General features: G+C 62.5%; 11 protein-coding genes. 2 read left to right on the top strand and 9 right to left on the bottom strand.

Annotation, left to right across the window (positions count from 1 at the left end; genetic code table 11):
- Positions 1-294: 294 nt before the first annotated feature.
- A complete protein-coding gene (locus tag AUC70_RS03880; protein WP_069443687.1) occupies positions 295-2,265 on the top strand; it encodes an acyltransferase family protein in 1,971 nt (656 codons plus the stop codon).
- Positions 2,266-2,364: 99 nt separating this feature from the next.
- Here the strand turns inward: AUC70_RS03880 and AUC70_RS17295 are convergent, their stop codons facing one another.
- Positions 2,365-2,580 (bottom strand): hypothetical protein, encoded by a 216-nt coding sequence (locus AUC70_RS17295; RefSeq protein ID WP_069443686.1) that lies wholly within the window; start codon positions 2,578-2,580, stop codon positions 2,365-2,367.
- Here AUC70_RS17295 and AUC70_RS18535 point away from each other — a divergent pair.
- Complete coding sequence (locus tag AUC70_RS18535; RefSeq protein ID WP_342021953.1) at positions 2,534-2,701, top strand: hypothetical protein; 168 nt, start codon at positions 2,534-2,536, stop codon at positions 2,699-2,701. The genes AUC70_RS17295 and AUC70_RS18535 overlap by 47 nt on opposite strands.
- 231 nt (positions 2,702-2,932) lie before the next feature.
- Here AUC70_RS18535 and clpB read toward each other — a convergent pair whose 3' ends face one another.
- The 8 genes from clpB to AUC70_RS03835 all read right to left on the bottom strand — a co-directional run bounded on the left by clpB (position 2,933) and on the right by AUC70_RS03835 (position 14,072).
- Positions 2,933-5,533 (bottom strand): ATP-dependent chaperone ClpB, encoded by a 2,601-nt coding sequence (gene clpB / locus AUC70_RS03870; protein WP_069443685.1) that lies wholly within the window; start codon positions 5,531-5,533, stop codon positions 2,933-2,935.
- 175 nt (positions 5,534-5,708) lie between these two features.
- On the bottom strand, positions 5,709-5,972 hold the full coding sequence (locus AUC70_RS03865) for an RDD family protein (protein WP_069443684.1): 264 nt from the start codon (positions 5,970-5,972) through the stop codon (positions 5,709-5,711).
- A 70-nt stretch (positions 5,973-6,042) separates the two neighbouring features.
- Entirely contained in the window at positions 6,043-6,648 is a 606-nt protein-coding gene (locus tag AUC70_RS18530; protein ID WP_083241228.1) for a DUF4167 domain-containing protein, read from the bottom strand.
- Positions 6,649-7,271: 623 nt separating this feature from the next.
- Complete coding sequence (locus AUC70_RS03855; protein WP_141701941.1) at positions 7,272-7,943, bottom strand: N5-glutamine methyltransferase family protein; 672 nt, start codon at positions 7,941-7,943, stop codon at positions 7,272-7,274.
- Complete coding sequence (gene prfA / locus AUC70_RS03850; RefSeq protein ID WP_069443683.1) at positions 7,940-9,028, bottom strand: peptide chain release factor 1; 1,089 nt, start codon at positions 9,026-9,028, stop codon at positions 7,940-7,942. The genes AUC70_RS03855 and prfA overlap by 4 nt, the downstream gene beginning before the upstream one ends.
- 19 nt (positions 9,029-9,047) lie before the next feature.
- Positions 9,048-10,226 (bottom strand): hypothetical protein, encoded by a 1,179-nt coding sequence (locus AUC70_RS03845; protein ID WP_069443682.1) that lies wholly within the window; start codon positions 10,224-10,226, stop codon positions 9,048-9,050.
- Between the two features lie 212 nt (positions 10,227-10,438).
- Entirely contained in the window at positions 10,439-12,697 is a 2,259-nt protein-coding gene (ptsP, locus tag AUC70_RS03840; RefSeq protein WP_069443681.1) for a phosphoenolpyruvate--protein phosphotransferase, read from the bottom strand.
- 85 nt (positions 12,698-12,782) lie between these two features.
- On the bottom strand, positions 12,783-14,072 hold the full coding sequence (locus tag AUC70_RS03835) for an aspartate kinase (RefSeq protein ID WP_244505482.1): 1,290 nt from the start codon (positions 14,070-14,072) through the stop codon (positions 12,783-12,785).
- Between the last annotated feature and the right edge of the window lie 64 nt (positions 14,073-14,136).

Below are 14,136 nucleotides of genomic sequence, written 5' to 3'. Positions count from 1 at the left end.
ATCCCCCGCCCCGAGAGCAGACGGTCTGCAGCTCGCGTCCTCACGAACGAGGGATGGAGGCAGTGTACAGCAGGTTTCGGGGAGGGGGATATGGTTTGGGTGGATGTCTGCCAAGTGCCAAAACTGCACCAATCTTTGAAACCGCGAGCAATCGAAACCTAGAGGCGCCTGAAGTCCCTAAGCATACCTCTGAGCTTGTTATCCGCCTGCGGCGCGCGGCAGGGTTGTCTTGAGCAACGGCAAAGGCAATGATGTGCGCTGGGGTAACTGCATAGTGCGTTTCACGGTGTATTGATGGCTATCGCCTATCGAAAGGAGGTAGACGGACTCCGAGCCATTGCAGTTATGGCCGTGGTTCTCTTTCATGCTGGCTTTCGGCAAGCCGGTGGCGGATTTATCGGCGTAGATGTCTTCTTCGTTATTTCCGGCTTTCTTATCACTTCAATCATCTTGACTGAGAGAGCATCGGGAAAATTCACGGTATCCGAATTTTACGAACGGCGCGCGCGACGAATACTGCCTGCGCTCTTTACCGTTATGCTGGTGAGCGTGGCGATCGCGTACCGGTTTCTGCTCCCAGACGAATTCATCCATTTTGGCAAGAGTGTCGCCGCCGCGTCGGTGTTCGGCTCGAACATTTTTTTCTGGTCGCAAGATGACTATTTCGCACCGGCTGCCGAAGAAATACCACTTCTTCATACGTGGAGCCTAGCAGTCGAACAGTATTACCTCCTCTTCCCCCTCCTGCTCCTGCTGTTTGTGCCGGCCAAGAGACATCTACTCATTATCTGCCTAGCCGCCGTTGTCTTTGGTTCATTGGCCCTGGCCCAGTGGGGCTCGATATACGCACCGAGCGCTACATTTTACCTCCTGCCCAGCCGAGCATGGGAGCTGATGGTTGGTGCCCTTGTCGCTGTCCTACTGCTGGAGCGAGATCTCGCGGCGGAATTTGGCGTGACGACGCGCAATGTCCTTTCGCTAGCAGGCCTAGTGATGGTGCTCGGTTCGTTCGTCTTTCTAGACGAACGAACTCCGTTGCCAAGTCTCTACAGTCTCATCCCAGTAGTAGGCACGGCGCTTCTCTTAATCGCAGCAACGTCAGACACGTGGGTCGGCAGGATCTTGAGCTCGAAGCCCTTTGTGCTCGTGGGGCTGTTATCTTACTCGATATATTTGTGGCACGTTCCTCTACTGAGTTTTTCTAAGGCGATCTTGCCAGAACCACCAGGACTGGCAATCAAGCTATTACTACTGACGGCCACGTTCCTGCTTGCGATAGCGACGTGGAAATTTGTCGAAACACCGTTTCGCCAACGCCACGTTTTTGGACGACGTACGATCCTGATCGGCGCCGTAGTGGCCAGCGGCGCATTTGCGGCTGTCGGCTCCGCAATCGCACTGAATGATGGCTTCAGAGATCGCTTTTCGTCCTACTACCTTTCGTTCGAGCTAAACCGGGAGCGGTCTGCCACCTGGAAATATGTCGATCAGTATCTCAAGGACACGCAAAGTAGACCTTTGACGCAATCCAAGGCTCCAGGCGTCACCCCTTATTTAAAGGTCGGAGTGATCGGCAACAGTCATGCCAAGGACCTCTTCAATGCGCTGTATTTAGCCGACTTAAAGGTCAACCTTCAGCCGCTAATTTCAAACAGACTCTGTCGCAAATTTCCCCAACGAAGCTCTCGGAGAGAAGCTTGCGATTATGGGTTCATTTTCCCGAATATGAAATGGGATGCTGACCGTTACATAATCGCGCCGAGATGGACCGAGGGGCATATCTCCGCTCTGCCCAAGGTTCTTAATCGTCTTGCCAAACTGGGAAAGCCGGTCGCAGTGTTTGGGAACACTGCCGAGTTCGCGGACGTCCCGAGGTATTTCGCCAAGCGTGTCAAACTTGTGGGTAATGATAGCGAGCCGACTCTGCGCCTCATCGAGCAAGAAGTCAGTCAGACTCTAAAACTTAGCTGGCTTGGTCAGACCAACAAACGCATTCGCAGTATCGTCGAACATCACGGCGCGGTCTATTTCGATCGACTGTCTTTGATCTGCCCACAGCATCGGTGCACGCTTCTTGACAGCGATTTGACCCACATTCTCTATGACAATGGACATACAACGTTGCGCGGCGCCGAGTATGTCTCCAGCCGCCTCATGCATAATACGGCGCTTATGAATTTTATCATGCCGAGCACGAAGCAGGCAGGCTCGCCAGTCAGACCGCGTGACGAGAAGCAACATTCGGTGGTTAAGACAAAGAACTGACGCCGGTGTCAGGCCGTCGGAGCAGGCTCCTCAGTCACTAGGCAGTTACTCATAAATCCCACCGCACTGTCGGCTTTGCGTCAACAGCGGACGTCCCAGCTACTCCGCGGCCTCGGCCCTCTTCCGTGGGCTGCGTTTAGAGGGTGACTTTGCCGCCTTGCCGCTAGCGGCGTTCGCAGGCGCCTTTGCAACGCTGCCGCGTCCGCCCAACAGCTCCTTCAAATACTGCCCCGTATAGCTGTCCTTGACGGCGGCCACTTCTTCGGGCGTGCCGGAGGCGGCCTGGAGCCACAAGCTCGGCAACCGTTCAGCCATCGACTGGGTGCTCGATCAGCACAAGGAAAAAAGTCGCGCGATCCAACCATCCGCGAAAAATTCAACACTTACCGCTTCGCCGACTACAAAGAGAAGGTTATTGACCTGCTGGGCTGCGTGACCCGAGTGAGTGTAGAGACAGTCGCAATCACCGATGCGATGTCGGAGCTGGATCGCAGCTCTCGGGAAGAATAGCACTGGTCGCACGCGACCCATGTGAATTTCATCCAAGCAACACAAAAAATGGCCGGGGCGGACCCCGGCCATTCGCTGATCTTCTTAGAGGCAGACGTGGATGCCCGGGACAATCCCGGGCATGACACTAGAGAGCAGCGAAGCTGCCGAAGCTGCCCTAAGCCGCTTCCTTGGCCGTCGTGCCGTTGAAGGTCAGGTCGCCGTCGCGGACGGAGACCTCGACCGTTTCGCCGTCATGGACCTTGCCTTGCAGGATCATCTCGGCCATCGGGTCTTGCACGTATTTCTGGATCACGCGCTTCAGGGGCCGCGCGCCATAGGCGGGATCGTAGCCCTTGTTGCCGAGCCAGGTCTTGGCCGTGTCGTCCAGTGTCAGCGTGATCTTGCGATCGGCCAGCAGCTTTTGCAGGCGCTGCATCTGGATGTCGACGATGTTCGACATGTGCTCGCGGCGCAGGCGATGGAACAGGATGATCTCGTCCACGCGGTTGAGGAACTCGGGCCGGAAGTGCGAACGCACCACCTCCATGACCTGGGCCTCGACCGCGTCCGAATCCTCGCCCTCCGCCTGGTTGACCAGATATTCGGAGCCGAGATTCGAGGTCATGATGATCAGCGTGTTGCGGAAATCGACCGTGCGGCCCTGCCCGTCCGTCAGGCGCCCGTCGTCGAGCACCTGCAGGAGGACGTTGAACACGTCCGGATGCGCCTTCTCGATCTCGTCGAACAAAATAACCTGGTACGGACGCCGGCGCACGGCTTCGGTCAGCGCGCCGCCTTCCTCATAGCCCACATAGCCGGGCGGCGCGCCGATGAGGCGGGCCACCGCGTGCTTCTCCATGTACTCGGACATGTCGACGCGCAGGATCGCGTGCTCGTCGTCGAACAGGAATTCGGCCAGCGCGCGGGAGAGCTCCGTCTTGCCGACGCCGGTTGGCCCCAAGAACATGAACGAGCCCAGCGGCCGGTTCGGATCCTGGAGGCCGGCGCGGCTACGGCGCACGGCGGTGGAGACGGCCTTGACCGCCTCTTCCTGGCCGACCACGCGGCGGGCAATCTCGGTCTCCATGGCGAGCAGCTTCTCGCGCTCGCCTTCCAGCATCTTGTCGACGGGAATACCGGTCCAGCGAGAGACCACGGCGGCGATCATGTCGGGCTCGACGACTTCCTGGGCCAGCCCGCCGGACGCGGACTCGCTCTCTTCGTACTCTTTCCGCTTGGCTTCGAGATCGGGGATCACGCCATAGGCCAACTCGCCTGCTTTCGCGAGGTCGCCCTCTCGTTGGGCCTTCTCAAGCGCGATGCGGGCGGCATCCAGATCTTCCTTGATCTTCTGCTCGCCGGCGAGCTTGTCCTTCTCCTCTTGCCAACGCTGGGTGAGCACATTGGCGCTCTCCTCGAGATTGACGATCTCCTTCTCGAGTTTCTCCAGCCGGTCTTTGGAGGCGGTGTCGGTCTCTTTCTTCAGGGCCTCGCGCTCGATCTTGAGCTGCATGAGGCGCCGGTCCATCTCGTCCAGCTCCTCGGGCTTGGAGTCCACCTGCATGCGCAGGCGCGCAGAGGCCTCGTCCACAAGGTCGATCGCCTTGTCGGGGAGAAAGCGGTCGGTGATGTAGCGGTTGGAGAGCGTGGCCGCGGTCACGAGAGCCGCATCGGAGATGCGCACGCCGTGATGCAGCTCGTACTTCTCTTTCAGCCCACGGAGGATCGAGATCGTGTCCTCCACCGGTGGCTCGCCCACGAACACCGGCTGAAAGCGCCGCGCCAGCGCCGCGTCCTTCTCCACATGCTTGCGGTATTCTTCGAGCGTGGTCGCGCCGACGCAATGCAGCTCGCCGCGCGCGAGCGCGGGCTTGAGCAAGTTGGAGGCGTCCATGGCCCCGTCGGCTTTTCCTGCGCCGACCAGCGTGTGCATCTCGTCGATGAAGAGGACGATCTGGCCTTCCGCGGCCTCGATCTCGGAAAGAACCGCCTTCAGCCGCTCCTCGAACTCGCCGCGATATTTGGCGCCCGCGATCAGCGCGCCCATGTCGAGCGAGAGCACCTTCTTGTCCTTCAGGCTCTCCGGCACATCGCCCTTGACGATGCGCTGCGCCAAGCCTTCGACGATGGCGGTCTTGCCGACGCCGGGCTCACCGATCAGCACCGGATTGTTCTTCGTGCGGCGCGAGAGAACCTGGATGGTCCGTCGGATCTCCTCGTCACGCCCGATGACCGGGTCCATCTCGCCTTTCTCGGCGGCTTCGGTGAAATCGCGCGTGTATTTCTTGAGCGCATCGTATTGCTGCTCGGCGCCCGCGCTGTCGGCAGTGCGGCCCTTGCGCAGATCGTTGATCGCCTCGTTGAGGCTCTGCGGTGTGATGCCGGAGTCCTTCAGGATCGCGGCGGTCTCGCCCTCACCGGTCATGGCAAGCGCCTGCAGCGCGCGTTCGACCGTGACGTAGCTGTCGCCGGCCTTGGTCGCCATCTGCTCGGCCTGGTCGAGCGCGCGGCCCAAAGCCGGCGTCATCTGAGGAGACTGGGCGCCGGAGCCGGAGACCTTGGGCAGCTTGGCAAGCGCCGCATCGGTGCGGGCGAGCGCGGTCTTCGGGTCACCGCCGGCGCGGGCGATAAGCCCCGCGGCGAGCCCCTGCTCGTCGTCCAGAAGTGCTTTGAGGAAATGTTCGGGGGTGACTTGCGGGTTGCCGTCGCGCAGCGCGATCGTCTGCGCGGCCTGCAGAAAACCCTTCAAGCGGTCGGAAAGTTTCTCGAAATCCATGTCGATCCCTCTTTAGGCGGCCAGAAACGAGGGCAGGCCAGAATTGATGAATTGGGGTGGGCACCACTGAGGATGGGTCATACCAGCGGCGTGTTAACGGACATATAGCGACGGTTTTCTCTCAGAAAAGAGGGGCTTGCCTTGCTCTGCCGCAAAAAATGGCAGCATCGCGATGCTATCGCGTCTTCAAGATACGCTGCCAGAGCGTACCGCCGAGATATTTTGAGAACACGACGAAGTAGGCGATGACCGCGGCGAAGAAGAGAATGGCGGGCCCGCCTTCCAACTCGAAACCTTCCGCCGTCAGATTGCCCGTGGCGTAACCGATCGCATAGCCCGCGACGAAAAAGATGGTGAAGAAATCGAGTATGCCAGCCAAGACCTTCCGCCACGTGGAGACGGGTTGGGCTGTGGACATGTCAGGCGGTGTATCGGTCATGGGCCCCCTCGCTAAAATCGCGCGGAACCAACCCTAACCGTTTGCGCCGTGCGCGAGAAGCCGGAGCCGTCTAGTTCACGGCGCCGGAAGCGCCTTCGCTCTCCTCGGCGACTGCCACGTCGACGGGCTGATCAGAGCCATTGGCTTCCGTGGCGCCGATCGCCTCAGCGGCAGGGCTAGCTTCCGCGGCAGGCTGAGCTTGCGTGCTGGGTTGCGCCTCTGCGGCTGCATGAGACCCGTTCCGCCGCTGCCGGCCCCGTGCGCGACCACGACCCTCGGCCGATGCGCCGCCGGCCTCCTTGACGTCGGAATCGGCTCCCTCACCCGCATCACTCTCGGCACCGTCGTCGCCATCTTGCCGGTTCCGGCCGCCACTGCCATTGGACTGCTGCCCTTGCGGCTGATCACCGGCCTGCGGCGCCGCGCTGGCGGCCTGCGAGTGTGCCGCCATGATGATGCGGTTGTAGTGCTCGGCGTGCTGGAGATAGCTCTCTGCCGTAATGATATCGCCCGACGCAAGCGCATCGCGCGCGAGCGACATGTACTTCTCGGCGACATGGGACGCGGTCCCTCGGATTTTCACATCCGGTCCGTTTGATTCGTAGTTCCGCGCCAATGGGTTCTGGGGCTTCCGGCTACGGCCGCGCCCCCTGCGATTCTGTTGTCCTTGCCTCATAAGCCCTATTCACCTGATTGGCGGCGCACACGCCGCACTCATCACTCCCTGGTCTGTAATCATCGGCCAAGACCAACCGAGCATGCTAAGCGCCCGGAAAGCCGGCTTGGCCTTGCTAGTTTTTTCAGCGGTTCTTGTTCTTGCTGCCTTGTCTCAGTCGGTGTCCGACGCGAAGCGAAATGCCTCTGGTGCTAGCGTCGGCACGGCAAATTTGTTTTGCGATACGACGGCTCCTGAACGTCTCGAGAGGCGCGAGGTGCCTGTCAATCGAGGTTCTGAAAGGATATCCGCGGTGTTGCCACGCAACCGGCGAAGCCTAATCCCTGCTGCGGCTCGCCATATAGTCTGATTTCTTGGGTAGAACCTAGCCTGAACATCCAGATTTTCCAAGCATATTTTTGGCACATCGCAGGCTCCGACCTGCGCGGGGTCACGACAACTTGGCACAAACACAACGGGGAAGACCCGCAAGATCGGACCGAACTCCATCGTCTGCGACGATCAGCCCCCCTGCCCGAAAGATGTCCACAACGCTCCCAGCCTGGGTGCACCCGATCTCCACCACCAGGCGCGCCCGGGGCAAGAAAAACGCGGCGCACCGGCGGCGATTCGTCGATAAGCGTCTAGCCCATCGGTGCCGCCATCGAGTGCGGCCAGGGATCGTGGCGGGCGACCTCCGGTGCGAGCCCCTCGATCTCCGCGCTGGCGATATAGGGCGGGTTCGAAACGATGATGTCGTAGTGCCCGGCCAGCCCCTCGAACCAATCGGCGGCCGCGAACCGCGCACGATCCCCAACACCGAGAGCCGCCGCGTTGTCACGGGCCAGTTCCAGCGCGCCGGGATTGATGTCGGTGCCGGTGCCGACCGCTTCGGGCAACTCGGCAAGAAGCGTCACGAGGATGCACCCGGACCCTGTTCCAAGGTCGAGAAGGCGCAAAGGCCGCCCGCGGAACCCGTCGCTTCCCGCCTGATCCAGGACTGCTGTGACCAAGGTCTCCGTATCGGGGCGGGGATCCAGCGTGTGCGCATCGATCTTGAAGTCCCGGCCGTAGAACTCGCGGGTCCCGCGAATGCGGGAAACCGGCTCGCCTGCGAGGCGGCGCGCGACATAATCGTCAAAGCGCGTCTCGCATGGCGCGCTCAACGGTGCGCGGCCATTAACGATCAAGGCTTCGAGTGACATCCCCGTCGCAACCTTCAGAAGGGTCCGCGCATCGAGCGCGGCCGTATCGATCCCACCGTCGCGCAGAACCTGGGTCGCGCGGGCCTGGGCCGATTGGAGGCTCAGGCTCACGCCTCGCTCTCCTCCATGGCCGCAAGCTGACTGGCCTGATCCTCGGTTGTCAGGGCCTCGACGATTTCGTCCAGCGCTGGCTCGCCTTCCAGAACCATCTGCAGCTGGTGCGAGGTGAGACCGATGCGGTGATCGGTGACCCGCCCTTGCGGAAAATTATACGTGCGGATGCGTTGCGACCTGTCACCCGATCCGATCTGGCTGCGCCGGTCCTGGGCCCGCTCGGCGTCGAGCTTCTGGCGCTCCAGATCGTACAGCCGCGCACTCAAGACCTTCATGGCCTTGGCCCGGTTCTTGTGCTGAGACTTCTCGTCTTGCTGGATGACCACGAGACCCGTGGGCAAATGAGTAATGCGCACGGCGCTGTCCGTGGTGTTAACCGACTGCCCGCCCGGACCGCTGGCTCGGAAGACGTCGATACGCAGATCTTTTTCGTCGATCTGGATGTCCACGTCCTCGGCCTCCGGCAACACGGCAACCGTTGCCGCGGACGTATGAATCCGCCCTTGCGCCTCGGTCTGGGGCACGCGCTGAACCCGATGCACGCCGGATTCGTACTTCATCCGCGCGAACACGCCCTTGCCCGTGACATTGGCGATGATTTCCTTGTACCCGCCCGTCGCGCCCTCGCTCGCGGACAGGACATTGACCTTCCAGCCATGCCGGTCGGCGAAGCGCTGATACATGCGGTAGAGGTCGCCTGCGAACAACGCCGCCTCGTCGCCCCCCGTGCCGGCGCGCACTTCCAAGATGGCACTCTTCTCGTCGGCCGCGTCCTTGGGCAGGAGCTGCACTTTGAGCTCATGCTCGAGCGTCTCGATCTTCTCGGAGAGAGGCCCGATTTCCTCCTCGGCGAGGGCGGTCATGTCTGCGTCGGAGCGGTCGTCGAGAATCTCCTGCAGCCCTTGCTTTTCGGTTTGGGCTTCGCGCAACGCGTTGATCGTACCGACGATAGGATCGAGTTCCGCGAACTCACGGGACAACTCGACAAAGCTGTCCTGTTCGGCGCCGGAAGCGAGACTGCCTTGTATGGCCTCCCAACGGGCGACGAGCTTATCGAGCTTCTCAGTGGGAATCGTGGTCATGGTTCAAGGAAATAAGGGCTTAGAAATTGTTCGGCAGCCGGTCTGCTTTGCGGCTACGCGGGTCGTCGGGATCGAGAACCGGATCCGACGTATTGAAACCCGACGACAGGCCGCCGTCGCCCGAGGATCCGCCGAACACCATCCATAGGCCAAGCAGCAGGATGACTGCAAGCAGACCGATGATCCCCCATTTCAGGAGAGGTGACCTGGAGGACTTGGGTTCCTCCTCTTCCTCATCCACGAGTTCGAGCTCGGGTTCGCCCGGAAAGCTGGCGTCGTCCGCCGGAGAATAATCGCCGCCCAGCGCCGGGTCCGGCGCAGTGTTGGGGTCGGGCGCATAACCGGGCTGCTGGGGATAAGGCTGCGGCTCGCCGGGAAAACCAGCATCCGGAAAACTCGCATCGGCCTGTGGCTGCGGTGCTGCCGGTTGAGGCTGCTGCGGCTGCCCCACCGGCTGGCCGGGAATTTCGGCGCCAGGCCAAGCCGTATCGAGCTGGCCGGGAGCCCCTTGCGGCGCCCCCGCGGCGAAGCGCCTGGCTGGGCGCAGCACCGGGCCAGGGTGCCTGCGGTGCGCCCTGCGGCTGCGGCACGGCGCGCGGTTGCGGCGCGCGGTTGAAGCGGCTGCGGCGCCGAGGCTGTGGGGGATTGTGGCTGCGGCGCTGGAGGGGACGGGCCTGCGGCTGCGGCGCCTGGGGTTGGGCGCCTGCGGCGCTTCGCGAGGCGCACTCGGCCACGCCGGTGCCAGCTGCGGAGCCGCCTGCTGCGGCTGAGGCCTGGGTTGTTGCGGCGCCGGCTGCTGCTGAGGCTGCGGCGTTCCGTTGGCCCAACCTTGCGGCGGCTGTCCCGCCTGCGGCGCCGGCTGGCCCTGTGGTGCAGCCGGATGTCCGCCCGCCGGCGGAACCATGACCGGAACGTCCTGGACGGGCTTCGGTCCCAGTTCGACGACGCCGGCTTCAAGCTGGGCGTAAATCCGGCGGAGCAAGGGACGCGTGTCGAGATTGAGAAGCGTGCCGTAGGCGCTCACCACCCGGCACGTCTCCGGCCATGGCGGCAGAGCAAAAATGGCACCCTGCTCCAGCGCCTGCACGACTTCGACGGGCGCCGCGATACGCGACGCCAGATCCGCCTCCGTCAGATTGCTCGCGGCTCTGAGGTCCCGAAAAAGATCGGCCACTTCCGCGTCATAGCCGGCAGACATTACTTCCAATCCCGTGAGTGCAACGCCGCGACTCTCCTGGCCGTGCGGCCGAAGAGCCTACCCAATAGCATCCGATCCGGCAGCATATCCCCGCGACCGGAAAGTCCCCCTATAGCAGATTAACACAAGCCCAATGGCTGAGAGTTTGCAAGCCTTTGGCGCGCGGCGCAGATTCTCAAAAATCGTCGCACGGCTCCGAGATGCAGTTCCGTCTAGATCTGTACCCCTGTTTCGGCCGCGAAACGCTTCAATTCTTCGCGCAACGACGTCGTCTTGACCTCCATCAACTCGTCCAGCCGGGCATGGAGGCTGGCCGCATCGAGCGACAACACCATGGCCTTGACCGGCCCCACCGAGGCCGGCGCCATAGAAATGGAGCGGAATCCGAGACCGATCAGCGCCATGGCCTCGAGGGGCTTCCCAGCCATCTCGCCGCACAGCGTGAGGGGCGTGTCGAACCGCTCCGCCTCGCGCACGATATGCCGCAACGCGCGCAGCGCCGTCGGACCAAGTGAATCGAAGCGGCTCGATACGCGCTCATTGCTCCGGTCCGCCGCGAACAGGAACTGCAACAGATCGTTCGACCCTACGGACACGAAATCCGTCAGAGGCAGAAGGTGGTCGAGTTGCCACAACAGCGCCGGCACCTCGACCATGGCGCCCACCATCAGCTTGGAAGGGCTCCGGCCGGCGTGGGTCTTCAGCAGGGTCAGTTCGTGGTCGATCAGCGTGCGGGCGGCCTCGAACTCCGACACATCGGAAATCATCGGCAGGAGGATGCGCATTTCGCGCCCGTGTGCGGCGCGCAGCAGGGCGCGGATCTGAGTGCGGAACACCGCGGGCCGGTCGAGCGCCATGCGGATCGCGCGCCAGCCGAGGGCCGGGTTTTCCTCCGCCCCGCCGCGGAAATAGGGAATGACCTTGTCGCCGCCGACATCCAGGGAGCGAAACACCACGGGGCGCCCGGCCGCTTGGTCGAGGATCGACTTGTAGAGCTTCGTCTGCTGCTCGAGCCGAGGAAACGTCTCGGAGATCATGAACTGAAGCTCGGTCCGGAACAGCCCGATCCCGTCGGCACCGGATTGCTTCAGATGCGGCAGGTCGAACAAGAGGCCCGCATTGATCTGCAGATTGACGCGCTGATCGTCGAGCGTGACCGCCGGCACCTCGCGCAACGCGGCATATTGGGCCTGCTTGCGGGCCTGGAAGCGAACCTTGTCGGAATAGGCGTGGACCACTTCCTGGGTCGGCCGCACATGCAGCTCCCCACCCTGGCCGTCGAGGATCACCGCATCGCCGGGCTCGACCATCTCGACCACGCCCTTGCACTGGGTGATCGCGGCGATCCCAAGCGCACGCGCGACGATGGCCACGTGGCTGTTGGCGCCACCCTCTTCCAGAACGAGGCCACGCAGCCGGTGGCGGTCGTAATCCAAGAGCTCTGCCGGTCCCATTGTCCGCGCGACGACGATCGCATCCTCCGGGAGCGCGCCGGTCGAGGCCGTCGCCGTCTCCCCCGACAGGAAGCGCAACAGCCGGTTGGAAAGGTCTTCGATGTCATGCAGGCGGTCGCGGAACCGGGGGTCCGGCATACGCATCATCCGCGCGCGCGTATCGTTGCGAACGCGCTGCACGGCCGCTTCGGCGGTCAGGCCCGTCGCGAGCGCCTCGTCCAGACGCCGGCGCCACCCGTGGTCGTGGGCGAACATGCGGAACGCTTCGAGCACTTCATGATGCTCGCCGGCGCGCGCGAGATCGCCGCGCTCCATCATCTCGTCGATCTGGCCGGTCAGCTCCTCGATAGCCTGCTGCAACCGGCTCCGCTCGTGCTCCGCGTCCTCGGCGATCAGCTTGGTGATCACGATCCGGGGTTCGTGCAAGACGATGTGCCCCAGCGCCACGCTCTCGGAGATGGGCTGACCGACGAAACGGACGCTTTGATCGCGTCCCTTCTCCGCCGTCACCTCCTCGGAGAGGATTCCGCCCGACGCCAACGTATCGGCGATGACCATGGCCGTGGTCTGCAGCGCCTCGACTTCTTCGTCGCTGTATTGGCGCATGGTGCGGTTCTGCACCGTGAGAACGCCGATCGTGTGCCCGCCGCGCAGGATCGGCACGCCGACAAAGGAGTGATAGATCTCCTCGCCGGTCTCGGGGCGGAACGAGAAGGCCGGATGGTGCTGGGCGTCCGCGAATTGCTTCGGCTCGGCCTGCTCGGCGACAAGCCCAACGAGACCTTCGCCGGGCTTCAAATGCGTGTTGTGGACCGCGCTGACATTGAGGCCCTCGGTGGCCACGAGTTCGAGCGAGCCGTCACGGCGGCGCAGGTACAGCGAGCACACCTCGGCCACGATGTTGGAGGCGATCAGCATCACCACCTTGTCGAGGCGTGCTTGCGCACTCTCGTGTTCCGCCATCACCTCACGGAGGCGGCGGAGCATCTGCCTTGGAGCACCAACGGATGCAGCCATAACGATAAGTCCCGGACCATCCGCCTATAGGGCGGATCTCGAGCTTCCCCACTGTGAACGGCTAGAGTAGCCTAATTTGTCGCGTCTAAGCGCCGTCCAACCCAAAAAGGGTATGCAAGGTTCGCACCGCAAGCTCGGCATAGGCGGCGTCGATCAATACGCTAATCTTGATCTCGGACGTGGATATCGCCTCGATATTGATGCCCTTTTCGGCAAGCGCGCTGAACATTTGGGCTGCAACGCCCGCGTGGCTCCGCATCCCGACGCCGATGGCCGAGACCTTGGCGATGTCGGTCGCCCCGCGCAGATCGAGGTAGCCTATCTCGTCCTTGGCCGATTTCAGCACCTCGAGCGCTCGATCGAGATCCGCGCTTTGGACGGTAAAGGTCAGATCCGTCGACTTCCCATCTTCGGACACGTTCTGAACGATCATGTCGACATTAATATGAGCGTCCGATAGGGGGCCGAACACGCGCGCAGCCACGCCCGGTTTGTCGGCCACCTTCAGCAGCGTCACCTTGGCTTCGTCCCGCGCGTAAGCAATTCCACTGACGACATTCTGCTCCATGATCTCATCCTCATGGCAAACGAGTGTACCAATCCCCTCGCCCGTGTCGGGGTTGCCGGGCATATCCGGCGCATCGAAGCTGGAGCGCACAAGCACGGGCACGCTCCATTGCATGGCCATTTCCACCGAGCGCGTCTGCAGGACCTTGGCTCCTTGCGAAGCCATCTCCAGCATTTCCTCGTAGGAGATGCGATCGAGCCGGTGGGCCTTGCTGACCACACGGGGGTCGGTCGTGTAGACCCCGTCCACGTCGGTGTAGATATCACAGCGATCCGCTTGAAGCGCCGCGGCGAGGGCCACAGCACTCGTATCGGACCCGCCCCGGCCGAGCGTCGCGATCCGGTTGTTCGGGGGCGATGCCTTGGAAGCCGGCGCAAACGGCGACTTCGCCACCGAGCATCGCTGCCTTCTTGTCGACCTCGATGCCGGTGATGCGGGCCTCTGATGCGCATCGTCCGTGTGCACGGGGATCTGCCAGCCCTGCCACGAGCGCGCGCTCACGCCCATGGACTGCAGTACCAAGGCCAGAAGCCCCGACGTCACCTGCTCGCCCGACGAGACAACCGCGTCGTACTCGCGGCAATCGTAGAGCGCGGACACGTCCGCCCCTCCGTCGCCGTCGGCCTTGTAGCCCCAAGCCTCTTCGACCCAGGCGACCAGTCTGTTGGTCTGGCCCGCCATGGCCGAGACCACAACGGCGCAGGCATTCCCAGCATTGTGCTCGCGCTTGACATGCGCGGCCACGCTGCGGATCCGATCGATATCCGCAACCGAGGTGCCACCAAATTTCAACACAAGCAAAGACATACCGGCTCACAAGAAGAGGGCCGGCCCTTGGGATCGGGACCGGCCGGAACTTTCGGGTCTTTCT

Origin of the sequence: Methyloceanibacter stevinii, assembly GCF_001723355.1 — a bacterium.
Lineage (GTDB): Bacteria > Pseudomonadota > Alphaproteobacteria > Rhizobiales > Methyloligellaceae > Methyloceanibacter > Methyloceanibacter stevinii.
This window is presented reverse-complemented; position numbering and strand designations above follow the sequence as displayed.

Excerpts from the sequence above, each read along its gene's own strand:
- AUC70_RS17295 (WP_069443686.1), bottom strand. The coding sequence starts at position 2,580 with ATGGCTGAACGGTTGCCGAGCTTGTGGCTCCAGGCCGCCTCCGGCACG.
- prfA (WP_069443683.1), bottom strand. The coding sequence starts at position 9,028 with ATGACCACGATTCCCACTGAGAAGCTCGATAAGCTCGTCGCCCGTTGG.
- clpB (WP_069443685.1), bottom strand. The coding sequence starts at position 5,533 with ATGGATTTCGAGAAACTTTCCGACCGCTTGAAGGGTTTTCTGCAGGCC.
- AUC70_RS03835 (WP_244505482.1), bottom strand. The coding sequence starts at position 14,072 with ATGTCTTTGCTTGTGTTGAAATTTGGTGGCACCTCGGTTGCGGATATC.
- AUC70_RS03845 (WP_069443682.1), bottom strand. The coding sequence starts at position 10,226 with ATGTCTGCCGGCTATGACGCGGAAGTGGCCGATCTTTTTCGGGACCTC.
- AUC70_RS18530 (WP_083241228.1), bottom strand. The coding sequence starts at position 6,648 with ATGAGGCAAGGACAACAGAATCGCAGGGGGCGCGGCCGTAGCCGGAAG.
- ptsP (WP_069443681.1), bottom strand. The coding sequence starts at position 12,697 with ATGGCTGCATCCGTTGGTGCTCCAAGGCAGATGCTCCGCCGCCTCCGT.
- AUC70_RS03880 (WP_069443687.1), top strand. The coding sequence starts at position 295 with ATGGCTATCGCCTATCGAAAGGAGGTAGACGGACTCCGAGCCATTGCA.
- AUC70_RS03865 (WP_069443684.1), bottom strand. The coding sequence starts at position 5,972 with ATGACCGATACACCGCCTGACATGTCCACAGCCCAACCCGTCTCCACG.